The sequence below is a fragment of the Limimaricola sp. G21655-S1 genome (assembly GCF_027213785.1).
Taxonomy (GTDB): domain Bacteria; phylum Pseudomonadota; class Alphaproteobacteria; order Rhodobacterales; family Rhodobacteraceae; genus Limimaricola.
In genome coordinates, this window is record NZ_JAPWGO010000020.1 from 1 (window position 1) to 21,683 (window position 21,683).

The following is a 21,683-nucleotide window of genomic DNA, read 5'->3' on the forward strand; positions in this document are numbered from 1 at the left end:
ACGAAGCTGCGCCGGTAGCCGTCGGTGTTGGCGTTGGCGATGTTCTCCGAGATCCGGCCCACCGCCGTGGAATTGGCCCGCAACCCGCTCACGCCGGTTTGCATCGCGTAGGAAATACTCATCCTGCCTGTCCTTCCTTACTGTTGCCGCCGCGGACGCATCGGTCCGGGTCCGGTCGTTGCTCCGGCCGGGGCCGGGAATGGGCGGTGGTGGTCATCAGCCATCCCCCACGATGGTTTCGAGACGGCGCAGGGCTGCGTCCGCACCCTGCATCCGATCCGTGGCGGATTTTTGACCGATCGGCAGCGACAGCGGCGCGACCGGCGCGAGCGAGCGCGCCACCGCCGCAAGCTCCGGACTGGCCGCGAGATCGGGCAGCCGCTCCAGCAGTTCCGCCACCAGTTCCGCATCGCCGGCGCGATGCGCCGCGAGCAGCAGGCGAATTGCCTCCGACGTGCCTAGCCCGGGGCCCAGATCGCGCCACAGGCTGGCATAGGCATCGCGCGCCGCCGCCCATTCACCGCGCTCGAACAGCGCCGCCGCACGCAGCCGCAGGTAGCCTTCCGAGGGAATTTCCATCCGCGTGGCGATCACCGCCGCCCCGTCGCCCTCGGCGCTCGAAAGCCGCGCGCGCAGCAGCGCCAGACGGTCACGCAGTTCCGGCACCGAGGCCGGGGCGGTCCCCAGCGCCTGCGCCGCCGCCTCGGTCTGGCCGCCGCGCAGCAGCGCCTCGGCCTGCGCCAGCCGCAGGGCGTCGAACCGTGCGGGCGGCACCTCTTCGAGCCCGAGGTCGCGCATCACCGCGAGCTGGTCGCGGATCGCGGCGTATTCGCGCGCCGCCGCATCGGTGGCGCCGATCTCGTAGAGCCTCCCGGCCAGGAGTTCCGCCTGCGCCGCGAAGCCCGGGCGGAACACCAGTTCGGGCGAAAGCCGCCGATGCGCCGCCACGAACTCGGCGATCGGCAGGTCGCCGGATGCGCCTTGCGCGTAGAGATCCGCGACCATCTCGTCGAGCCGGTCGCCGGAATTGCGGGCCGCGTCGCTCTGCGGGTGACGGCGCAGCACCTCGGTCAGCGCGGCGATCGCGGCTTCGGTGTCGCCCCGGCCATATTCGACCTCGGCCAGCCGCTCCAGCGTGGCCACCTCCAGCGCGTCGCCGCGCCAGGAGCGCCAGCTCTGCCGCAAGAGCTGGGCCGCGTCCTCGGGCGCCAGCGTGTCGGTGGCGCGCCCCAGATCGATCAGCGCCAACCGCGCCCGCTGCGCCCAGACATCGCTGCCGCCTGCGGCCATCGCGTAGCTGTCGAAGGCCATGACCGGGTTGCCCCCGGCCTGCGCCGCGCGGCCCAGAAGGAACCTGTAGGCGCTGCCGCCGCGCAGCTCCGGGTGACTGTCGAAGCGCTGCGCCAGCGCATGCGCGGCATCCCAAAGCCCGGCCTCGATCGCGGTTTCCAGCAATTCGGGCAGCAGCGCCGCGGCGAGGGCCGGCGGCAGCGCGGCGAGTACCTCCTCCGCCAGCGTCAGATCCTCGGCCGCGGCCGCCACGTCGCCCTCGCGCGCATGGGACAGCGCCCGCCATAGCGGTCGCTGCGACCAGTGATCGGCGGCCTCGAGCTGCGAGCGCGCGGGCAGAGGCGCCGGCGTGGCGTCGCCCGACACCCCCCAGGCGGCGAGCGCGATCCGGTCGCGCCGCGCGGCGCGGGCCGGATCGAGGGCTGCCGCGCCCTCGTCGTCGGGCAGGCCCGACAGGAAGGAAAGCGCCTCGGGCGCGAGCGCATGGCTCACCGAGAGCGCGGCAAGGTCGAGCAGCAGGTCGGCGCGGGCCCCGGCGGTCTCCGCCTCGGCCAGCCCCGCGACCAGCGCGGCGCGGCGATCGACATAGTCGACAGAGCTTGCCCCCCGCGGCGCCGGATCGGCCGCGGCGGCATGTCCCATCAGGGACAGCCCCAGACATATGCTCAGTAATCTTGGCAAATCCGCCACGACCCCATGAATTGATAGGCACTATCCTTGATCGAATTCCTGAACGGCGCAACAACAGTCCGAGCTACGGGGCGCAAGCACCGGGAATCGTGGGAATCGGGAGACAGGCCGGGATGGACAACAGCACCTATGTTTCGCTGTCCCTCGCGACGGCGATGCGCAACGCGCTCGACGTGACCGCCAACAACATCGCCAACGCCAACACCGCCGGTTTCAAGGGCGAGCGCGTGGTCTTCGACAGCTACATGCTGCGCGAGACCGGCACCGAGGAGACCCGCGAAACCGATTTCCTGATCGACCAGGGCTCCTACATGGACCCGAACCAGGGCGCGATGAGCCAGACCGGCAACCCGCTCGACCTGGCGCTGCAGGGCGATGGCTGGTTCGCTTATGAAACAGATGGGCGCACCGCCTATGGCCGCGACGGCCGCTTCGCGCTCGACCCGAACGGCGCGCTGGTGACCCTGTCGGGCGCCAAGGTGCTCGATCCCGGCGGCGCGCCGATCGCCCTGCCCCCCGATCTCGGCGGCGATGTCACGATTTCGCAGGACGGCACGATCTCCTCTCTGGCCAACGGCGTGATCGGTCGCGTCGGCCTGTTCGACCTGCCCGATCTGCAGGCCTATGAACGGATCGGCGCGGGCATGTTCGTGCCCCCCGAGGCCGGCGACACCGCCCGTCCCGCCACAGACGCCACCCGCGTCGTTCAGGGCGCGGTCGAGGCCAGCAACGTGCAGCCGGTGGTCGAGATGACCCGGCTGATGGCGATCCAGCAGGCCTATGAGCGCGCGCTCAAGCTGGTGAACAGCGAGGACGACCTGATGCGCGACATGCTGCGCCGCATCGGCAAGACGGCCTGACCCCCTTTTCACGGACCCGACACAGGAGCCCGACCATGAAAGCCCTCGGAATTGCCGCCACCGGCATGCTCGCGCAGCAGACCAATGTGGACGTCATCTCGAACAATATCGCCAACGCCAACACCACCGGCTTCAAGTCGAGCCGCGCGGCGTTCCAGGACCTGATCTACGAGACGGTCCGGCGCGAGGGCGCGCTCACCTCCGAGGCCGGCACGATGCGCCCGACGGGCGTCGATATCGGCTTCGGCGTCGAGACGGCGGGCACGGTGCGGCTCAACACCCAGGGCGGGCTGATGGCGACCGAGAACCAGCTCGACCTCGCGATCGACGGGCGCGGCTTCTTCACGGTGAACCTGCCCGATGGCGGTCAGGCCTATACCCGCGACGGCGCGTTCCAGCTTTCGGCCGAGGGCCAGCTCGTCACCATGCAGGGCTACGAGCTCGATCCCGGCATCGTCGTGCCGGAGAACACCACCCAGGTGGAGATCTCCGAGCAGGGCGTGGTCATGGCCTTCGTCGGCGAGGACCCGGTCCCTGTGGAGCTGGGCCAGATCACCATGGCGACCTTCACCAACGAGGCGGGGATGCGCCAGCTCGGCGGCAACCTGTTGCAGGCGACCACCGCCTCAGGCGACGCGGTTCCCGCCAATCCGGGCGATGCCGGTCTGGGCATCCTGCGGCAGGGCTATCTCGAGAACTCGAACGTCAACATCATCCAGCAGATCACCGACCTGATCTCGGCGCAGCGGGCCTACGAGATGAACTCCAAGTCGCTGGAGACCGCCAACGAGATGATGACCGCCGCCAACCAGATCAAGTGATGCGCCGCGCCGCTCTACTCCTCCTCGCGCTTGCGGCACCTCTGGCCGCCGCCGCCGCGCCCTTGCCGGTGCTGGTGGAGGAGCGCGCGCGCGACCATCTCGGGCCGCAGCTTCCCGAGCGGGCCGAGTTCGAGATCGGCTTTGCCGGCAGCCCGCCGAGCGAGGCTGCACTGATCGCCGAGTTCTGGATGGACCCGGCCTCCGGACGCTTCGTCGCCAACGCCATCGACGATGTCGGCGGGCTGCACCGGGTCAGCGGCCTCGCCTCGGTGATGATCCCGCTGCCGGTGCCCAACCGCCGGCTGATGCCCGGCGACATCGTGTCCGCGGGCGACCTGACCGAGATGCGGCTGCCACAGGCCCGGCTCGGGCCCTATGCGGTGATCGACCCCGACGGCGTGATCGGCATGCAGGTGCGCCGGATGCTGCCCGAGGGCCGCCCGGTGATGGTGCAGTCGGTGATGCAGCCGCTGGTGATCGAACGCGGAGACGAGGTCAGCATCAGCTTCACCGACGGCGCGCTGCGGCTCAAGGCGCCCGGCCGGGCGCTGTCGGACGCGCATCGCGGACAGGAAGTCCGTATCGTCAACACGTCAAGCAACACCACCCTCACCGGCATCGCCGCCGCCGAGGGCATCGTGGAGGTCTCCCGTTGAGCCGCACCCATCTGCGTCCCCTGCCCGTCCTGTTGCTGGGGGCGGCGCTCGTCTCCGGCTGCGGCGGGGTGCGCGACCGCTTCGACCGCGATCCGCAGACCACTGCGATCGCCGTGAACCCGCTCACCGTGCCCGAGGCGGCCTCGGTTTCGGTGCCGATGCCGCCCCCGGCGCCCCCGCGCGTCTACCAGCGCGCCGAGGCGGCCTCGCTGTGGGAACGCGGCGGCTCGGGCGGCTTCTTCGCCGACCAGAGGGCGAGCCAGGTGGGCGACATCCTCACCGTGGACATCCGCATCGACGACCGCGCGCAGCTCCGGAACGCCGGGCAGCGCTCGCGCGACGGCCAGAGCACGATCGCCTTCCCGACGCTGTTCGGCTACGGCACCCAGATCGACAAGATCCTCCCGGGCGTCGGCCCCGAGGACCTGCCCCAGGGCGACATCGTCGATATCGGCTCGACCACCGACGTGTCGGGCTCGGGCTCGATCACCCGCAACGAATCGATCGAGCTGAAGGTGGCGGCGCTGGTGGTGCAGATGCTGCCCAACGGCAACCTCGTCATCGCCGGGCGGCAGGAGGTCAAGGTGAACCAGGAGCTGCGCGAGCTGCGGGTCGCGGGGATCATCCGGCCGCAGGACATCCAGATGGACAACACCATCCCCTACGAGAAGATCGCCGAGGCGCGCATCACCTATGGCGGACGCGGCCAGCTGTCGCGCACCCAGGAGCGCGGCTATGGCGAGGATGCAATGGACATCATCTTGCCCTACTGAGGCGCAACCACCGCCACGATACCGGGCGACAAGGGACCGAACGCAACGCACGCGATGGTCCGATGAAATCCACGATCCTGATGATCTCCGTGCCGCTGGCCTGCCTCGTGGGCGGCTACGGCGCGGGGATGTTCCTCGTCCCCACCGAGACCCTCGTGGCCTCGGCCGAGCCGACGACGCTCACCGATGCCGCGCCCGGCCGCCCCGGCGATTACGAGGCGCTGGGCATCCCGCCCGCCCCCGTCGATCCCGAGGCCGGCGCCCATGCGGAAGAGATCTCCAAGGCCGCTCATGCGGAGCCCGAGGCCGAGGCCGTGCCGCTCCTGGAGATCGGCCGGCTGACCGTGCCGGTGCTGAAGCCGCGCAGCATCACCTATGTGGTCGCCGACATCGCGCTGGCGATGCCCGAGGCGGCGCTGGTGGCAAAGGTCGAGGAGACCCCCGAAACCATGCTGAGGATGCGCGACGCGGTCCTCGCGTCCCTCACCGAGGCGGCCACGACGCCCGCCATGGCGGGGCCCGCGATCGACACCGAGGCGCTGTCAAAGCGCGTGCTGGCCGATCTCAAGGCGATCGGCATGCCGGTTGAGGAGGTGCTGTTCCCCAACATGTTCAAGCAGGACGTGGCGCGGCAGGACATCCCGCGCGCCGAAACCCTGCCCGCCACGGCACAGGTCACGCATTGAGACCGCTCCCCGAGCGGCCCGAGGGCCGCACGGGTAAACCCGATCCGAAGTATTACTGAACGCTGATCAGGCTGTCGGGGGAGATTTCCGCCCCGGTGTCGAGCTCGAGGATCGGCCAGCCATCGCGGAAGGCCACGCGCTCGACCTGGCCGCTGGCATAGGTGGTGTGAAACACCGACTCGTCCTCGGCATCGAGCGCGACGATCTCGACCTGGAAGGTGCCGGCGGGCACCGGCAGCCCGTCGGGATCGCGCCCGTCCCAGACCACCTCGTGCCGCACCCCGTTGCCGGCGGGCAGACCGTCGATCCGGCGCAGCTCGGTCCCGTCCTCGCCGAGGATGCGGGCGGAGACCTGCGTGGCCTCGCCGCTGAGCTGGTAGGAGAACCGCGCCTCGCCGTCGCGCAGGGTGATCAGGTCGCTCGGCGCCAGAACCTCGCGCCCGAGCAGCATGATGTCGCTGCGGGTGCCGCTGTCACCGAGTTGGGTCTCGATCCGCTCCAGCGTCTCGTTCGTGGTGATCGACTGCTCGACCTGCGTCAGCTGCGCGAGCTGCGACACGAAGGCGGTGGAGTCCATCGGTTCCAGCGGGTCCTGGTTCGACACCTGCGCGATCAGCAGCGTCAGGAAGCTCTGGTAGTCGGTGTTGAGCTTCTCGCGCGAGGTCGTGGCCTTCGTGGACGCGCTCGCGCTCGCGGCGTTGATCGGGGACAGCGTTTCCATGACGGGCTCCGGAGATTCAGGTCAACATGTCGAGGCGGCCTGCGCCGCCTCCGGATGGCGTGGCGGGACCCGCGACGGGCTCGGCCTCGGCATCGTTCTCGATCGCCGGAACGGCCGTCGGGCGGCCATCGCCGCGATCCCCGCCGTTGCCGCGATCGAAGGATTCGAAGCTGAGCTGGCTCTCGTCGAAACCGGCCCCCTCGTTGCCCAACAGCGCGGCAAGGCCTTCGCGGTCGCCGCGCAGTGCCTGCAGGACGCCTTGGTTCTCGGCGCGGATCACGACGCGGAGCTGCCCGTCCTCCTGGGTGAGGTCGATCTCGATCTCGCCGATCCCGCCGGGCGTCAGCGAGATCCGCGTCACGCCGTCGTTCAGGGTGGCATTCCGGATCTGGCCCGCGACCGCGCGCGAGAAGCCGCTCGCCAGCTGCGGTGCGGCCGGCGGCGGCGGTGGAGCCTGAGCCTCCATCGGGGCGCGCGACGTGACACCGGCATCCAGCGTTCTGGGGGCCGGCTGCGCCGCCTCAACGGTCATCGGCTCGCGGAGTGTCGGCTCGGCCCCTTCCGGCCCGATCTTCGCCTGCTGCGCCAGTGCCTCGCCGAGCAGGGCCGCGAAGCCACGCCGCGACGGTGTTGCGGCCTCGACGCTCGCCAAGGTTTCGGCGTCATGCCCTGTCGCTTCGGTGGCGTCCGGGGCCGAAGCGACCTGGTCGCCCTGCGTTGCCAGGCGCGGGCCGGGAATGCCGCGCGCCGGAGCCGGGCCGGCTGTCGGGACCGCCTGCCGGGAAGGCGCGGCGGGCATGGTCGGCTGCCCGTTCGCGAGGGGCGCAATGGCTGTCGCCTGAACCGTCTGCATCGCGGCTCGGCCAGCCTGCGCGGGCAGTTGCTCCGCGGGGAGCGTCACCTGCCCCATGCTTACGGCCTGGGTCGAAGGCATGGCGATTTGCCCGCCCGGCGTGGCACCGATCCGCATCTGTTGCGGCATCGCGGTCTCCGCGCCTGCCGAAGCGGCGGTCGGCCCCATTCGCGCATCGCCAGCCAAGGTCGCATCGGTGGGGCGCAGAGAGACGTGACCCGTCTCGACGAAGGGTGATACCGGCACTGGCGTGGATGGGGCTGGCGCGGATGGGACTGGCGCGGCGGACCGGACCGACGCCTGTGCGGCGGCCGCACCTGAAACCTGATTCCACCCTTCGGCACCGAACGTGGTAGCCGGGACGGCCGACCATGCGGGCAAAGTGGTCGCGAGATCACCCATGGGTTTGCCGGACAGCTCGGACAGGATGACCGACAGCCCGGTGATCATGTCGTCAGAGGCAACAACCATGTCTTCGGCACCGGAGAGCTCGTCGAGGCGTGCCGAGATGTCGGTGCCATGCGCCGCGTCGAAATCCGCGAACAGGTCGCGCAGCGCTGCACCCGTCTCCGAGAGGCTGGCCGCGCGTGCGACGGGGTCCTCGCCCGCCTCGCCAAGCGATGCCGCCCCCTTCTCCATCAGCTTCGCCGCCGCTTCGAACAGCCGCTCATATGGCGGCGCCGAAGGCGGGGCGGCCGGGCGCGATGGCGCGCCCGTGTCGCGGCTCGACGCGAGCATCGCCTCGAAGGCGCCGGGATCGCCCGCCGTGCCACGCCGCATCGCCGCGCCATGCGCCGTCCCCGAGGAGGCTGCGTTCTGCGTCAGGGGGGTCGGAAACAGGGCCATGGGGGTCGTCAGCTATCGCCCGCGGCCTGATCCTGCGCCGCCGTCGCGCGGCCCAGCACGGCGCCGATGCGGGTGCCGATCGCGCGCAGCCAGTCATCATGGCTGCGGGCGCCATGTGCGAAACCGATCAGATCCGGCACCGCCAGTTCGATGGCCGGCGCGCTGAAGCTGGCATCGAGCGCGCCGAGATAGTCGCGCAACCGCGGGCTGGCCAGAAAGAGCGGTCCGCCGAGCAGCATGTCGGGCTCCGAGCCCCGCACCGCGCCACCGGTCCAGAAGCTGGCCAGCACCGCCGCGAGCCCGGCCCGGAACGGCGCCGCCACGAGGCCGAGGCGCTGCATCCGCGGGCTGGCCGCGAAGGCGTCATAGGCCTGCGCCAGCAGGTAGAGCGCATCGGTTTCCTGCTCGACCGGGAACACGCCGCGCTGCACCGCGTCGACCAGCAGCTCGCCGACCAGCCGGCCAGCGAGCTGCGAGCGCGCGGCATCGCCCGCGCCCGGCCGCAGCGCGGCCCGATCGAGGATCACCACCAGCGCGCCGTAGGGCGCGACGAGCTCAAGCTCTTCCTCGATGACGTCGCCGAGCGCGAGGGCCGGCATCAGCTCGGCCTGCTCGGACATCACCTGCCCGCCAAGCCCGTCGCCCCGCTGCAGGGCCACGCGCCGCATCGGCAGCATCGCATCGAGAATGAGGCCGAAACGGGCCTCGGTGTCACTGTCGCCCGCGCAGGCGACATCGCCCCGCCAGATGGCTTCGAGAAGGTCACTGCTCTGCATCGATCCGCCCTGTTGTCCAGGTCTGGTAATTGCCCCGCCGAACGCCGCTTTGCGGTTCGTCCGACGCTTTTCGTCACCCCGACGCGGGCCTGTCCGCGCTGCCTTTCGGGGCATGTTCAGATTGATAGCAAATTGAGGCCGAATTGGGGCACCCATTTCGTCGCTGCCCCCCGAGCGCCATGATCGTGATCTTTATGCCGCAGCCATGTGGCGCGAAGGACTCGCGCTCAGCGGGGCCGGCCGACGGCCGCGATGCCGGGCTCGGGGTATTCGAGCAGCAGCCCGATCCGCCTGTTTTGCGGGGCTTCGGGCCGGTCCGCATAGAGCGGGGCCGTGTCGGCGAGGCCGGTGACCCGGCTGATCCGCTCGGCCGGAAAGCCGCTGTCGATCAGCGCCCGGCGCGTGGCGTTCGCGCGGTCCGAGGACAACTCCCAGTTGCCATAGCCATCCTGACGCACAAAGGGCAGCGAATCCGTGTGGCCGGTGATCGCCAGCGGCTGGGGCATGTCGCCGATCGTTTCGCTCACGATTTCGATCAGGGCCTGGGTCTGCGGCACGATCCGGGCCGACCCGGTGGCGAACATCGGGCGCTCCTCCTCGTCGAGAATCTGCACGAGCAGCCCCTCGGGCGTCCGGTCGAGCCGCAGATTGTCGCCGATATCCGACAGCGCCGGCGTCGCCGCGATCCGCTCGGCGATCTCGGCCTCGATGGCGTCGAGCTCCGCGTCGCGGCGCTCCACCCGTTCCTGCATCTCGGCGGCGGCCCGCGCCATCTGCCGCGTCTCGATCTCTTCGGCGCTGGGCGGCGCGGCCTCGGCGGGCAGGTATTCGACCACCACCTCGGGCGCCTTGTCGCGCAGTCGGCTGTCGAACACCTCGAGCGGGCTTTCCGTGCCGAAATCCGGCAGCTCCGGCGCATCGTTCGGCGGCACACCGTCCGAGGCCGCCACGTCGCCCGCCATCTCGACGATCTGGCCGCTCAGCAGCCCCGCCGCGCCGCCGTCACTCACCGCCGACAGCGAGGGCGTGAAATATTCCGCCAGCCCTTCCAGCGTCTCTTCCTCGCTGGCGGCCAGGATCCACAGCAGCAGGAAGAACGCCATCATCGCCGTCATGAAGTCGGCATAGGCCACCTTCCAGCCACCGCCATGGTGGTCATGATGGCCGTCGTCCTCGACTTTCTTGATGATGATGGTCTGACCGGCGGCCATGCGCTGTTCTCCTGCCCGCGGCCCGTGGCGCGCGTTGCGATGACGCGGCGCCAATGGCGCGCCGCGTGGCTAATCCTGATATGGGGAAACGATAGGGCGGACGTCGCTCAGCCGACGGATTCGCCGCTCTGGCGCTGCGCGTCGCGGCTGTAACGGCCGAAGCCGACCTTGCGGGCGTAATTCGCCTTGCGCTCTGAATAGCTCGGCGCGACCAGCGGCATCTCCTCGGGCAGGCCGAAGGCGGCGCGGTACTCGGCCTCGGTCATGCCATGCTCGGCGCCGAGATGCCGCTTGAGCATCTTGAACCCCTTGCCGCAGCACAAGCAGAACACCTTGTCCTGGGTCACCGCCCGCGAGACCGGGATGGCCGGGGTCATGGTCCCGGACCCGGCGGGCGAAGCTTCGGGCCGACCGCCATCGCCATTGGCATCCTCATCGAGGCCCAGCTCGTGGCTCAGCTTCGCGACGAGGGCCACGATATCGTCCGATCCCACATCCGGCCGCGCCGCATAGGAGGCCACGATGGCGCTCAGAAGCTCGGTTTTCGAATTCGATCTGGTCATTTCCACCCTCTCTTTCAGGGAGCGCGCGCCGCTCGGCTCTGCCCGACAGTGGTCGCAGGTCGGTCCGCCGAAATGCAGCAAGTCGAATTCTTCGACGGGTCTTTCTCTATCCTTGCACGTGCCTCAAGAATAATCAACGACTCCCTGCATTCTTGGCGGTATGTCGCCGACACCGATAGTTCGGCGCCGCCATCGGGTATTCGGGCGGCAAACCCCACCGCGAGCGGTACTCCTCGGGGGTCAGATGCAGGGTTTCGCGCAGGTGCCGGCGCAAGAGCACCAGCTTGCGCCCGGTTTCGAGGCAGATGATGTAATCGGGCGTCACGCTGGCCTCGATCGGCACGGCCGGGCTTCGCTCGCCGCGCTCGGGCGCGGGACTCACCGCGCCGCCTCGGATACGCCGGCCAGAGCCGCCAGCCCGGCCCGCGCCGGTTGCAGCGCGCCCGCCACCTCCTCGGAGACCGAGAAGGGGCTCCAGCTCACCATAAGCGAGCCGCCGACCAGCACCATGCCGGCCAGCACCAGCGCCGCGCGCAGCGGCCGGCCAAGGCTCCAGCCCTCCTCGACCTGCACCATCGGCGCCTCGGGCGGCGCCGCCAGAGCCGGCAACAGCGGCCGTACGAAGATCCCGCCCGCGGTGATCGACACCTGCGCGTTGTGGGTCTGGCGGCGGAACCGGGCGGCCCAGGCCTCGGGGAACTGCTCTTGCGGCATGTCGATCACCAAGGGTGTTCCGGGCTGCCAGTCCGCCAGCGCCCCGCGCGGCAGCACGAAGCAGCCGAAATCGATGCTGTGGCCGACATTGCCCACCGTCACCGGCATCTCGTTGCCTTGTGCCGCCTCCGGTTCGAGCGTCAGCCGCACCCGCGCGCCCTGCCCGTGCAGATGCGCCGAAACCAGCGCGCATTCGCGCCGCGCCGGATCGTCGGCGGCCTCGAACCCCTCGGGGAACAGCCGTGGCTCTGGCTCGGGCTGCGGCGCACGGCGGGCGCTGCGACGCTCGCTCACCTGCGGCAGGTCGCTCTCGATCTCCTCGGCGAAACGGCGCGCGTCGCGTCCAATCACCGCCTCGGGGTCGAGCCCTTCCTCGCGCGCGAAACGGTAGTTGATCGCGTAATCCTGCGCGCTCTCGCTCAGCCCGTCGGTCGAGGCGGCGAGCGCCAGGAGCTGCTGCTCCTCTGAAAACCGCACCCGGCGCGAGGCAAATCCCTCGACCGGCGGCACCACGGCCAGCGTCTCCGCCGCCTCGCCGAGGCTTTCGCGCAGAACCTCGAGCACGCGTCCCGCCTCGTCGCGGTGATGCACCATCAATTCGCAGCGTCCCGCACCGTCGAGCCGCACCATCAGCTGCATGCCTTCGGGCCAATCGCGCATCACGCCGCGAAGGCTGTCCTCTTCGAGGAAATAGGCAAGTGTCTCGACGCTGCTCATTTCAAACACCACTGCGGCAATCTTGGGAACTATCCTTGTTTATGCTTGAATTGGTGTCAATTATCCTTATCCGATTTAAGCGGAAACACGCGATGCTGTGTCGCGGGCGCAAGGTTTCGGAGAGCTGCGATGACCCTAATCCTCGGACTTGGCATGGTTTTCGGACTGGTCTTCGGCGGATTCATGCTGTCGGGCGGCAAGATGGACATCGTGCTCTACGCCCTGCCCTACGAGGGCATGATGATCGGCGGCGCGGCGCTCGGCGCCTTCGTGATCGCCAACTCGATGACCGTCATCAAGAGCTCGTTCAGCGGCCTGATCAAGGTGCTCAAGGGGCCGAAATGGAAGGCCTCCGACTACGAGGCGCTCCTGAACCTGATGTACGAGCTGGCGCGGCTCTACAAGCAGAAGGGCATTCTCGCGCTCGATGAGCATATCGAGACCCCCAAGGACAGCCCGATCTTCCAGCGCTACCCGACGATCCTCAAGGACCACTTCGCGACCGAGCTGATCACCGACAGCTTCCGGATGCTGGCGATGCAGTTCGACGACAAGTACCAGACCGAGGACGTCATCAACCGCAAGATCAAGAAGCACCACCACGAGGCACTGGGCGCGGCCGGCGCGATCCAGACCATGGCCGACGGCCTGCCCGCGATCGGCATCGTCGCCGCCGTTCTGGGCGTGATCAAGACCATGTCCTCGATCGATCAGCCGCCCGAGGTGCTGGGCAAGATGATCGGCGGCGCGCTCGTGGGCACCTTCCTCGGCGTGTTCCTCGCCTATTGCATGGTGCAGCCGGTCTCCAACCGGCTGAAGCAGATCGAGGACGAGGACGGCGCCTTCTACATGATCATCCGTGACATCTTCGTCGCGATGGTCGCCAACCACCCGCCGAACATCTGCGTCGAGATCGGACGTGGCAACATTCCCACCTCCAAGCAGCCCGACTTCTACCGCGTCGAGGCCGCGCAGAAGGAGCTTCCGGCGGCATGATCCGCCTGGCTCTCATCGCCGCCCTGCTGGCCGGTCCCGCCATCGCGGCAGGTTCGGCAGAGCCGGCGGAGGAAGAGAACCCGGCCGAGGCCGCGACGGGCCTTGCGCCAACCCCCTACTCCTTAGAGCCGCCCGAGCACGTCAACGCCTTTCCGCCCGAGATCCTGGCGCGGATGCGCGAGGCGCTGGTGGCGCTGGAGGCCGCGCGCGGTGGCCAGTAGGCGCGACCGGGCGCTGGGGCTGATCGAGCGGCTGCACCGGGTCGAGATCGAAGCCCGCGCGGTGGAGCTCGGCGCCCTGCGCGATCGCATGGCCGAGCTGGAACGACAAAGCGCCGAAACGGCGCAAGCGCTGGCCCGCGACGGTCGCATCACGAGCATCGAGACCGCCCCCTATGTCGGGGACTACATCCGCGACGCCCGCGCGCAGATCGGCGCGCTCGACCGGGCGCGCGCGGCGCTGGAACCGCAGGCCGAGGCGCTCGAGGCGGCGATGCGCGAGGGATTTCGCGAGATGAAGACGGTCGCCACGGTGGCCGCCCGCGCGAAGCTGCGCGCCGCCCGGGACCGCGCCGCGCGCGAGGCCGCGGAGACCGACGAGATGGTGCTGCTGCGCTGGGGCCGCGAGGGCTGAACCCCACGGCTCCTGTTGAGCCTGCCGCGGCGCATGTCTATATGCCCCTCGCGCCACCCGCACGTGGCCCGACACGCGAGGGAGCCCCGAGATGCTGCGTACCCCCTATTATCTCATCGACAAGCAGGCGCTGCTGCCGAACCTTGAGAAGATCGCCAAGCTGCGCGAGCTTTCGGGGGCCAAGTCGCTGCTGGCGCTGAAATGTTTCGCCTCGTGGTCGGTGTTCGACCTGATGAGCGAATACATGGATGGCACCACCTCGTCGTCGCCCTTCGAGGTGAAGCTCGGGCGCACGCATTTCCCGGGCGAGACCCATGCCTATTCGGTCGCCTGGGACGAGGCCGACATCGCCGAGGTGCTGGCCAATTCCGACAAGATCATCTTCAACACGATCGGCCAGCTCGAGCGGTTCGGCGAGGCGGCGAAGGATCACGTGCGCGGGCTGCGCGTGAACCCCGGCATCAGCTCGTCGAGCTTCGACATCGCCGACCCGGCCCGGCCCTTTTCGCGGCTGGGCGAGCATGATCCCGCGCGGATCGAGGCGGTCTGCGACCGGGTTTCGGGCTTCATGTTCCACAACAACTGCGAGAACGCCGATTTCGACCGTTTCGACGCGATGCTGGGCCAGATCGAAGACCGCTTCGGCCACCTGATCGGCCGCATGGAGTGGATCAGCCTCGGCGGCGGCATCCACTTCACCGGCGCGGGCTACCCGCTGGAAAAGCTGGCGGAACGGCTCAAGCGCTTCTCCGAGACCCACGGCGTGCAGGTCTATCTGGAGCCCGGCGAGGCGGCGATCACCAACTCCACCACGCTGGAGCTGACCGTCCTCGACACGCTCGACAACGGCAAGAACCTCGCCATTGTCGACAGCTCGATCGAGGCGCACATGCTCGACCTGCTGATCTACCGCGAGAGCGCCAAGGTCGCGCCGAACACCGGCGATCACGAGTGGATGGTCTGTGGCAACTCCTGCCTCGCGGGCGACATCTTCGGCGAATTCCGCTTCGAAGAGCCGCTGAAACCCGGCGACCGCGTCTCGATCCGGGACGCGGCGGGTTACACGATGGTCAAGAAGAACTGGTTCAACGGCGTGCGCATGCCCGCCATCGCGGTGCGCGAACTCGACGGCACGGTTAGGTCCGTGCGCGAATTCGGCTATGGTGACTTCGAAGCCGCCCTGTCCTGAGGCGCGGCATAACACGAAAGGAGGCTCGAGGGTCTTGAAGAAGAACGTCCTCATCATCGGCGCCGGTGGCGTCGCCCAGGTCGTGGCGCATAAATGCGCGCAGAACGCCGACCTGCTCGGAGACATCCACATCGCCTCGCGCACGAAGGCGAAATGCGAGGCGATCCTCGCCAGCGTCCGTGAAAAGGGGGCCCACAAGACCGACGGCGCCCTCGCGGCCCATGCCGTGGACGCGACCGACAGCAAGGCGGTGGCCGCGCTGATCGAACAGACCGGCGCGCAGATCGTCATCAACGTCGCCTCGGCCTTCGTGAACATGCATGTGCTCGAGGCCTGCATCGAGACCGGCGTCGCCTATATCGACACCGCGATCCACGAAGAGCCCGACAAGATCTGCGAGACGCCGCCCTGGTACGGCAATTACGAGTGGAAGCGGAAGGAGCGCTGCGCCGAAAAGGGCATCACCGCGATCCTCGGTGCGGGCTTCGATCCGGGCGTGGTCAACGCCTATGCCCGTTTCGCCATCGACGAGTACATGGACGAGGTGAAGTCCATCGACATCGTCGACATCAACGCCGGCTCCCATGGCAAGTACTTCGCGACCAATTTTGACCCGGAGATCAACTTCCGCGAGTTCACCGGCACGGTCTATTCCTGGCAGGACGGCGCGTGGCAGGAGAACGAGATGTTCGAGGTCGGCCGCGATTGGGACCTGCCGGTCGTCGGCACCCAGCGCGCCTACATGTCGGGCCATGACGAGGTGCATTCGCTCGCGACCAACTACCCCCACGCCGATGTGCGGTTCTGGATGGGCTTCGGCGAGCACTACATCAACGTCTTCACCGTGCTGAAGAACATCGGCCTCCTGTCCGAGCAGCCGGTGAAGCTCGCCGAGGGCCAGGAGGTCGTGCCGCTCAAGGTGGTGAAGGCCTGCCTGCCCGATCCGTCGAGCCTCGCGCCCGACTACACCGGCAAGACCTGCATCGGCGATCTGGTGAAGGGCACCAAGGGCGGCGAGGAGGTCGAGGTCTTCGTCTACAACGTGGCCGACCACAAGGAGGCCTACGAGGAAGTGAGCAGCCAGGGCATCTCCTACACCGCGGGCGTGCCGCCCGTCGCCGCCGCGATGCTGATCGCCACCGGCGAATGGGACGCGCGCGAGATGCGCAATGTCGAGGAAATGGACCCCAAGCCTTTCCTCAAGGTGCTGGGCCAGATCGGCCTCGGCACCTGGGTGCGCAAGGATGGCACCGACGAGAAGCTCTACTGACCGGTCAGGGCGGCGCTAGCGCCGCCCGCCTGCAAGCTGCGCCGCCTCGGGCAGGCGGCGCAGCCACAGCATCGCGGCCGCCCCGATCACCGGCCCCGGCACAAGCACCAGGAACGCCCAGCGCCAGCCGCCCATGGCCCCGGCCACCCACGGCATGATCTGGATCGCCAGCACCGTCAGCGCGAAGCCGATCCCGAGTTGCAGCGTCACGGCGGTACCGACGAAGCGCGGCTCGGCCAGTTCGGTCACGGCGGCCGAGAACTGGGCGCTGTCGGCCACGATCGTCACCCCCCAGACCAGCGCCACCAGCGCCAGAAGCCAGCCCGGCCCGTCGAAGGCGAAGCCGATCACCAGCGCCGAGGCCCCCGAAAGCCCCATCATCAGGGCCGTGGTCGCGCACCGGCCTATCCGGTCCGACAGCGCCCCCGCGAGCACGCAACCCAAGGCTCCCGACGCCACCACGAGGAAGGTGAGCATCGACGCGGAACCCGTTGGAAATGGGAACAATTCCGCCTCTGCCGCCGTGGCGAAGGTGAGGAACCACGCCCACATGGCATAGAGCTCCCACATGTGGCCGAAATAGCCGAGATTGGCGAGCATGACGCCGCGGTTGCGCAGCGCCGCAAGGCTCTGGCGCGGATCGAAGGTGGCGCGGCCGAAGCCATGCGGCCCCTCGGCCAGCCCCAGCCCGAACAGCGCGGCGGCAAGGCCGGTGGCCGCCGTCGTGCCGATCACCACGGCGCGCCAGTCGAGCCCTTCGGTCAGGGCGCGCAGCAGATGCGGCATCGAGGAGCCGAGCGTCAGCGCCCCGATCAGGAAACCGAGCGCCAGCCCGCGCCCGCGCATGAACCATGTCGCCATCAGCTTGATCGCCGGCGGATAGACCCCCGCCAGCGCCGCCCCGGTGAGCGCGCGCGCCGCGATCGCCGCCCCGGCTCCCGGCTCCAGAAGCAGCACCGCATTGGCAAGCGCCGCGACCAGCGCCGAGACCGCCATCAGCCGTGGCAACGCCACGATGTCGGGCAGGTTGACGAGGCTCGCCCCCACCGCGCCCGCCACGAAGCCCAGTTGCACCGCGTTGGTGAGCCAAGCCTGCGCGCCGGGGCCGATCCCCCAATCGCGTACCAGATCCGGCAGGATCGCCGTCGCCGAGAACCAGCTCGTCATCGCGCAGACCACGCCGGCGCAGATCAGCGCCAGCGCGCGCCAGCGCCCCGGTGCGAGGGCGGCGGTCACGCGATCCCCCGGAAATTGCCCCGGCATCCGTCCCCGCAGAACGAAATGGACCATTTCATTCCGTAGCTGCCACAGTCCTCGTATCGTGTCGTCATGCCGTCCCTCGTCATTGCCGCGACACTCCCCCGGCGCGGTGCGCGTGTCGAGAGGGGGGCTGGACCCCAAGGCTCGGTTTGGGCATCCGGGCGGCGACCCATTCGAGGAAAGGACGCCCCATGCCCAAGATGATCCACTCCATGATCCGCGTTCGCGACGAGGCCCGCTCGCTGGCCTTCTACGAGTTGTTCGGCCTCGAAATCGCCGATCGGCTCGATTTCGAGAGCTTCTCGCTGATCTACCTCGGCAACCCCGAAAGCGGCTTCGAGCTGGAGTTAACCGTGAACAAGGGCGACAAGACCTACGATCTCGGTGACGGATACGGTCACCTCGCCTTCCTCGAGGACGATCTGGAAGCGCTGCACCAGCGGCTCGCCGAAGCCGGCCATCAGCCGCGCGACATCAAGGATTTCGCGCCCGATGGCGAGACCGTCGCGCGGTTCTTCTTCGTGGCGGACCCAGATGGCTACGAGATCGAGGTGTTGGCCCGCAAGGGTCGCTTCGCGAACCAGTGACCCCGCCCCGGGGCGGCCCCGCGCCGCCCCGGCAACTCCCCAACGCTGACGCCAAGTCATCCGACGCATCGGAGCCGCGCCACTAGACGACCGGTCTAATCAAGCCCATCTGCCGAGCATGACCGACACGCGACAGCACATCCTCGCCACCGGACGCGCCCTCGTGGCACGGCACGGCTATACCGGCGTCGGGCTCTCCGAGCTTTTGCGCGAGGCCGGCGTGCCCAAGGGCAGCTTCTACCACTTCTTCAAGTCGAAGGAGGCCTTCGGCTGCGCCCTGCTCGACAGCTTCGTGGACGGCTATGCCGAGGATCTGTCGGCAACGCTCGGCGCGCCGGACAAGGATGCCCGCGCGCGGCTCATGGCCTATTTCGAGGGCTGGCGCATGCGCCAGTCGGGCGAGGCCTACGAGGCGCGCTGCCTCGTGGTGAAGCTCTCGGCCGAGGTGGCCGAACTGTCTCCCGGCATGCGGGACGTTCTGGATCGTGGCGTCTCGGCCATCATCGCCCGTCTCGCGGCGGTGATCCGCGAGGGGGCCGGTGACGGCTCGCTGCCCGCGCATCCCGACCCGCACATGCTCGCCACCACGCTCTACCAGATCTGGCTCGGCGCGAGCCTGATGGGCGCGCTGTCGCGCGACACCATCCCCTATGACGGCGCCATGACCGCCACGGCGGCGCTTCTCGACAACAAAGGACACGCTTGATGCCCCAATCCCCCGACACCAACCGCCGCTGGGTTCTCGCCGAACGCCCCAAGGGCGAGCCGAACGAGAATACGCTGCGGCTCGAGACCGTCCCGGTGCCCGAGCCGAAACAGGGCGAGGTGCTGCTGGCGACCGAGTTCCTGTCGCTGGACCCCTACATGCGCGGCCGAATGAGCGACGCGCCCTCCTACGCGGCCCCGGTGGAGATCGGCCAGCCGATGGTCGGCGGCACGGTGGCGCGGGTGGCCAGGTCCAACAACCCGAACTTCGCCGAGGGCGACCGCGTGGTGAGCTTCTCGGGCTGGCAGGACTACGCCGTCTCGGACGGCACCGGCCTCAACAAGCTGCCCGCTGACATGCCCAACCCCTCCTGGGCGCTGGGTGTGCTGGGCATGCCGGGCTTCACCGCATGGGCGGGTCTGCGCGAGATCGGCAAGCCGAAGCCGGGCGAGACGCTGGTAGTCGGCGGCGCGACCGGGCCCGTCGGCTCGACCGTGGGCCAGATCGCCAAGCTGCAGGGTCTGCGCGCCGTGGGCGTCGCGGGCGGGCCCGAGAAGTGCCGCCACGCGGTCGAGACATTGGGCTTCGACGCCTGCGTCGATTACAAGGCCGGGAGCTTCGCCGATGATCTCGCGCGCGAGACCCCCGAGGGCGTCGACGTCTATTTCGAGAATGTCGGCGGCGCGGTGTTCGACGCCGTGCTGCCGCGTCTCAACACCAGCGCGCGCATCCCGCTCTGCGGGCTGATCTCGCAATACAACGCCACCGCGCTGCCCGAGGGGCCGGACCGGATGAACTGGCTCATGGGGCAGATGCTGCGCAAGCGGATCACCATGCGCGGCTTCATCATCTTCGACGATTTCGGCCATCTCTACCCCGAATTCGCCAAGGAGATGGGCGGCTGGGTCGCGGGCGGAAAGATCGCCTACCGCGAGGAGATGATCGAGGGTCTGGAACAGGCGCCCTCGGCCTTCGTTGGCCTGCTGCGCGGCGAGGCCTTCGGCAAGCGCGTGATCCGCGTCGCCTGAACGACATCGCCCCCGAAGTGCAAAGGAAAGACCAAATGCCCAAGATCCTGATGATCCTCACCTCGCATGACCGCCTCGGCGACACCGGCGAGAAGACCGGCTTCTGGCTGGAAGAGTTCGCCGCCCCCTACTACGTCTTCAAGGATGCGGGTGCCGAGATCACGCTGGCCTCGCCGCAGGGCGGCCAGCCGCCGCTCGACCCCAAGAGCGACGCGGAGGACTTCCAGACCGATGCGACCCGCCGGTTCAAGGAAGACGCGGAGGCACAGGAGCAACTCGCGAATACCACGCGTCTCGACGAGATCTATCCCACGCAATACGACGCCGTGTTCTATCCCGGCGGCCATGGCCCGATGTGGGATCTCGCCGAGAATGCCGACAGCCGTCGCATCATCGAGACCTTCGTGAATGGCGACCGCCCGCTCGGCGCCGTCTGCCACGCCCCGGCCGTGTTCCGGCATACCCAGACCGAGGCCGGAGAGCCGCTGGTGAAGGGCCGCCGCGTCACCGGCTTCACCAATGGCGAGGAAGAGGGTGTGGGCCTGACCGATGTCGTGCCCTTCCTGCTGGAGGACATGCTCAAGGAGAAGGGCGCGGAATACGCCAAGGGCGAGGATTGGGCGCCCTACGTGCTGGTCGACGGCAAGCTCGTCACCGGCCAGAATCCGGCATCCTCGGAAGAGGCCGCGAAGAAGCTGCTGGCGCTGATCGAGGACTGATCCCCGGCCAGTCTCGCAGGAAGGCCCGTCCGCGGATTGCGGGCGGGCCTATTCGCATCACCAGCGATGATGCACATGCGGCCGGATGCGCGTCTCGTAGATCTCGCGCACCCCGGCCATCAGATCCTCGGGCAGCACCGGCAGCCCGCTGGCGGCGGCGTTGGAGTTGGCCTGCTCGGGCGTCTTGGCGCCCGGGATCACCACCGTCACCGCCTCCTGCATCAGGATCCAGCGCAGCGCCACCTGCGCCATCACCGCCTCGGCCGGCAGCAGCAGCCGCAGCGCCTCGACCGCCTCCAGCGCCACGTCATAGGGCACGCCCGCAAAGGTCTCGCCCTTGTCGAAGGCCGCGCCGTCGCGGTTGAAATGGCGATGATCGTCCGGGGCGAAATCCGTGTCGGGCAGCATCTTCCCCGTCAGCAGCCCCGAGGCCAACGGTACCCGTGCGATCACCGCCTTGTGGCGCCGCCTTGCCTCCGGCAGGAACAGCTCCGCCGGGCGCTGCCGGAACATGTTGTAGATGATCTGCACCGAGTCGACGTTGTCGTACTCGATCGCCTTCAGCCCCTCCTCGACCTTCTCGACCGAGACGCCATAGCGGCGGATCTTGCCGCGCGACACCAGATCGTCGAGCGCCCCGAACACTTCCGGCCGGTAATAGACCTCCGTGGGCGGGCAATGCAGCTGTACGAGGTCGAGCGTGTCGGTGCCGAGATTCTTCAGGCTGCGATCGACGAAGCCCTCCATCGCCTGCGCCGTGTAGCCTTCGGCCAGATGCGGATCGAGCCTGCGGCCGAGCTTGGTCGCCACGAAGGGCCTTTCGCCGCCCCGCGCGGCGATCACCTCGCCGATGATCCGCTCGGACCGGCCGTCGCCATAGACATCCGCCGTGTCGATGAAGTCGACGCCCGCATCGAGCGCGGCGTGCAGCGCCGCCTTGGCGTCCGCCTCGCTCACCTCGCCCCAGGTGCCGCCGATCGCCCACGCGCCGAAGCCGATCTCGCTCACCGGGACGCCGGTGCGCCCGAAAACCCTGCTCGCCATGCTCATCTTGTCGTCTCCCCTTATGGCGGCGCGGCCGCGCTTGCCTCGATACTAGACCGCCACGACGCGGCGCC

At 69.0% G+C, this 21,683-nt stretch carries 25 protein-coding genes; 14 read left to right on the plus strand and 11 right to left on the minus strand.

The features are described 5' to 3' along the window. The coding region (locus O4G76_RS16540; RefSeq protein ID WP_269398432.1) for a flagellar basal body protein at nt 1-122 on the minus strand (122 nt) is incomplete at its 3' end. 94 nt (nt 123-216) lie between these two features. Further along, nucleotides 217-1,932 (minus strand): hypothetical protein, encoded by a 1,716-nt coding sequence (locus O4G76_RS16545; protein WP_269398355.1) that lies wholly within the window; start codon nt 1,930-1,932, stop codon nt 217-219. A 161-nt stretch (nt 1,933-2,093) separates the two neighbouring features. Here O4G76_RS16545 and flgF point away from each other — a divergent pair, with 161 nt between their 5' ends. The 5 genes from flgF (at nt 2,094) to O4G76_RS16570 (ending at nt 5,776) form a co-directional block, all read left to right on the plus strand. Next, a complete protein-coding gene (gene flgF, locus O4G76_RS16550) occupies nt 2,094-2,840 on the plus strand; it encodes a flagellar basal-body rod protein FlgF (protein WP_269398356.1) in 747 nt (248 codons plus the stop codon). 35 nt (nt 2,841-2,875) lie between these two features. Next, nucleotides 2,876-3,661 carry a flagellar basal-body rod protein FlgG gene (gene flgG / locus O4G76_RS16555; protein WP_269398357.1) on the plus strand — a complete coding sequence of 262 codons (786 nt, stop codon included), beginning with the start codon at nt 2,876-2,878 and terminating at the stop codon, nt 3,659-3,661. After that, nucleotides 3,661-4,317: a flagellar basal body P-ring formation chaperone FlgA gene (gene flgA, locus O4G76_RS16560; RefSeq protein WP_269398358.1), complete on the plus strand. Its 657-nt coding sequence runs from the start codon at nt 3,661-3,663 to the stop codon at nt 4,315-4,317. Before flgG ends, flgA begins: the two co-directional genes overlap by 1 nt. Further along, complete coding sequence (gene flgH / locus O4G76_RS16565; RefSeq protein ID WP_269398359.1) at nt 4,314-5,090, plus strand: flagellar basal body L-ring protein FlgH; 777 nt, start codon at nt 4,314-4,316, stop codon at nt 5,088-5,090. The genes flgA and flgH overlap by 4 nt, the downstream gene beginning before the upstream one ends. A 62-nt stretch (nt 5,091-5,152) precedes the next feature. Next, complete coding sequence (locus O4G76_RS16570; RefSeq protein ID WP_269398360.1) at nt 5,153-5,776, plus strand: hypothetical protein; 624 nt, start codon at nt 5,153-5,155, stop codon at nt 5,774-5,776. Between the two features lie 52 nt (nt 5,777-5,828). Here the strand turns inward: O4G76_RS16570 and O4G76_RS16575 are convergent, their stop codons facing one another. The 7 genes from O4G76_RS16575 to O4G76_RS16605 all read right to left on the minus strand — a co-directional run bounded on the left by O4G76_RS16575 (nt 5,829) and on the right by O4G76_RS16605 (nt 12,177). Further along, nucleotides 5,829-6,497, minus strand: a complete 669-nt coding sequence (locus tag O4G76_RS16575; RefSeq protein WP_269398361.1) for a flagellar hook assembly protein FlgD — start codon at nt 6,495-6,497, stop codon at nt 5,829-5,831. A 16-nt stretch (nt 6,498-6,513) separates the two neighbouring features. After that, nucleotides 6,514-8,196, minus strand: a complete 1,683-nt coding sequence (locus O4G76_RS16580) for a flagellar hook-length control protein FliK (RefSeq protein WP_269398362.1) — start codon at nt 8,194-8,196, stop codon at nt 6,514-6,516. Between the two features lie 8 nt (nt 8,197-8,204). Continuing rightward, a complete protein-coding gene (locus tag O4G76_RS16585; RefSeq protein ID WP_269398363.1) occupies nt 8,205-8,972 on the minus strand; it encodes a hypothetical protein in 768 nt (255 codons plus the stop codon). A 227-nt stretch (nt 8,973-9,199) separates the two neighbouring features. Then, on the minus strand, nt 9,200-10,183 hold the full coding sequence (locus O4G76_RS16590; RefSeq protein WP_269398364.1) for a flagellar motor protein MotB: 984 nt from the start codon (nt 10,181-10,183) through the stop codon (nt 9,200-9,202). Nucleotides 10,184-10,290: 107 nt separating this feature from the next. After that, nucleotides 10,291-10,746 (minus strand): MucR family transcriptional regulator, encoded by a 456-nt coding sequence (locus O4G76_RS16595; protein WP_269398365.1) that lies wholly within the window; start codon nt 10,744-10,746, stop codon nt 10,291-10,293. A 133-nt stretch (nt 10,747-10,879) separates the two neighbouring features. After that, a complete protein-coding gene (locus O4G76_RS16600; protein WP_269398366.1) occupies nt 10,880-11,128 on the minus strand; it encodes a MucR family transcriptional regulator in 249 nt (82 codons plus the stop codon). Further along, complete coding sequence (locus O4G76_RS16605) at nt 11,125-12,177, minus strand: hypothetical protein (protein ID WP_269398367.1); 1,053 nt, start codon at nt 12,175-12,177, stop codon at nt 11,125-11,127. Before O4G76_RS16605 ends, O4G76_RS16600 begins: the two co-directional genes overlap by 4 nt. Before the next feature lie 129 nt (nt 12,178-12,306). Between O4G76_RS16605 and motA the strand changes: the two genes are divergently transcribed. The 5 genes from motA to O4G76_RS16630 all read left to right on the plus strand — a co-directional run bounded on the left by motA (nt 12,307) and on the right by O4G76_RS16630 (nt 16,265). Continuing rightward, nucleotides 12,307-13,173 (plus strand): flagellar motor stator protein MotA, encoded by an 867-nt coding sequence (motA, locus tag O4G76_RS16610; RefSeq protein ID WP_269398368.1) that lies wholly within the window; start codon nt 12,307-12,309, stop codon nt 13,171-13,173. Next, nucleotides 13,170-13,394, plus strand: coding sequence for a hypothetical protein (locus O4G76_RS16615; RefSeq protein WP_269398369.1), 225 nt, complete (start codon nt 13,170-13,172; stop codon nt 13,392-13,394). Before motA ends, O4G76_RS16615 begins: the two co-directional genes overlap by 4 nt. Continuing rightward, on the plus strand, nt 13,384-13,806 hold the full coding sequence (locus tag O4G76_RS16620) for a hypothetical protein (RefSeq protein WP_269398370.1): 423 nt from the start codon (nt 13,384-13,386) through the stop codon (nt 13,804-13,806). Before O4G76_RS16615 ends, O4G76_RS16620 begins: the two co-directional genes overlap by 11 nt. 91 nt (nt 13,807-13,897) lie before the next feature. After that, the gene (locus O4G76_RS16625; protein ID WP_269398371.1) at nt 13,898-14,995 is read left to right on the plus strand and encodes a carboxynorspermidine decarboxylase; all 1,098 of its coding nucleotides are present in this window, start codon (nt 13,898-13,900) and stop codon (nt 14,993-14,995) included. 34 nt (nt 14,996-15,029) lie between these two features. Continuing rightward, on the plus strand, nt 15,030-16,265 hold the full coding sequence (locus O4G76_RS16630) for a saccharopine dehydrogenase family protein (protein ID WP_269398372.1): 1,236 nt from the start codon (nt 15,030-15,032) through the stop codon (nt 16,263-16,265). A 15-nt stretch (nt 16,266-16,280) separates the two neighbouring features. Here O4G76_RS16630 and O4G76_RS16635 read toward each other — a convergent pair whose 3' ends face one another. Next, entirely contained in the window at nt 16,281-17,501 is a 1,221-nt protein-coding gene (locus tag O4G76_RS16635; protein ID WP_269398373.1) for an MFS transporter, read from the minus strand. A 215-nt stretch (nt 17,502-17,716) separates the two neighbouring features. On the opposite strand from O4G76_RS16635, the gene O4G76_RS16640 reads away from it, so the two are divergent. The 4 genes from O4G76_RS16640 (at nt 17,717) to O4G76_RS16655 (ending at nt 20,565) form a co-directional block, all read left to right on the plus strand. After that, nucleotides 17,717-18,112, plus strand: coding sequence for a VOC family protein (locus tag O4G76_RS16640; protein WP_269398374.1), 396 nt, complete (start codon nt 17,717-17,719; stop codon nt 18,110-18,112). A gap of 118 nt (nt 18,113-18,230) precedes the next feature. Further along, nucleotides 18,231-18,818, plus strand: coding sequence for a TetR/AcrR family transcriptional regulator (locus tag O4G76_RS16645; protein ID WP_269398375.1), 588 nt, complete (start codon nt 18,231-18,233; stop codon nt 18,816-18,818). After that, on the plus strand, nt 18,818-19,846 hold the full coding sequence (locus O4G76_RS16650; RefSeq protein ID WP_269398376.1) for an NADP-dependent oxidoreductase: 1,029 nt from the start codon (nt 18,818-18,820) through the stop codon (nt 19,844-19,846). The genes O4G76_RS16645 and O4G76_RS16650 overlap by 1 nt, the downstream gene beginning before the upstream one ends. Nucleotides 19,847-19,881: 35 nt before the next feature. Then, complete coding sequence (locus tag O4G76_RS16655) at nt 19,882-20,565, plus strand: type 1 glutamine amidotransferase domain-containing protein (protein WP_269398377.1); 684 nt, start codon at nt 19,882-19,884, stop codon at nt 20,563-20,565. A gap of 57 nt (nt 20,566-20,622) precedes the next feature. Here the strand turns inward: O4G76_RS16655 and O4G76_RS16660 are convergent, their stop codons facing one another. Further along, entirely contained in the window at nt 20,623-21,615 is a 993-nt protein-coding gene (locus O4G76_RS16660; RefSeq protein ID WP_269398378.1) for an aldo/keto reductase, read from the minus strand. Nucleotides 21,616-21,683: the final 68 nt, after the last annotated feature.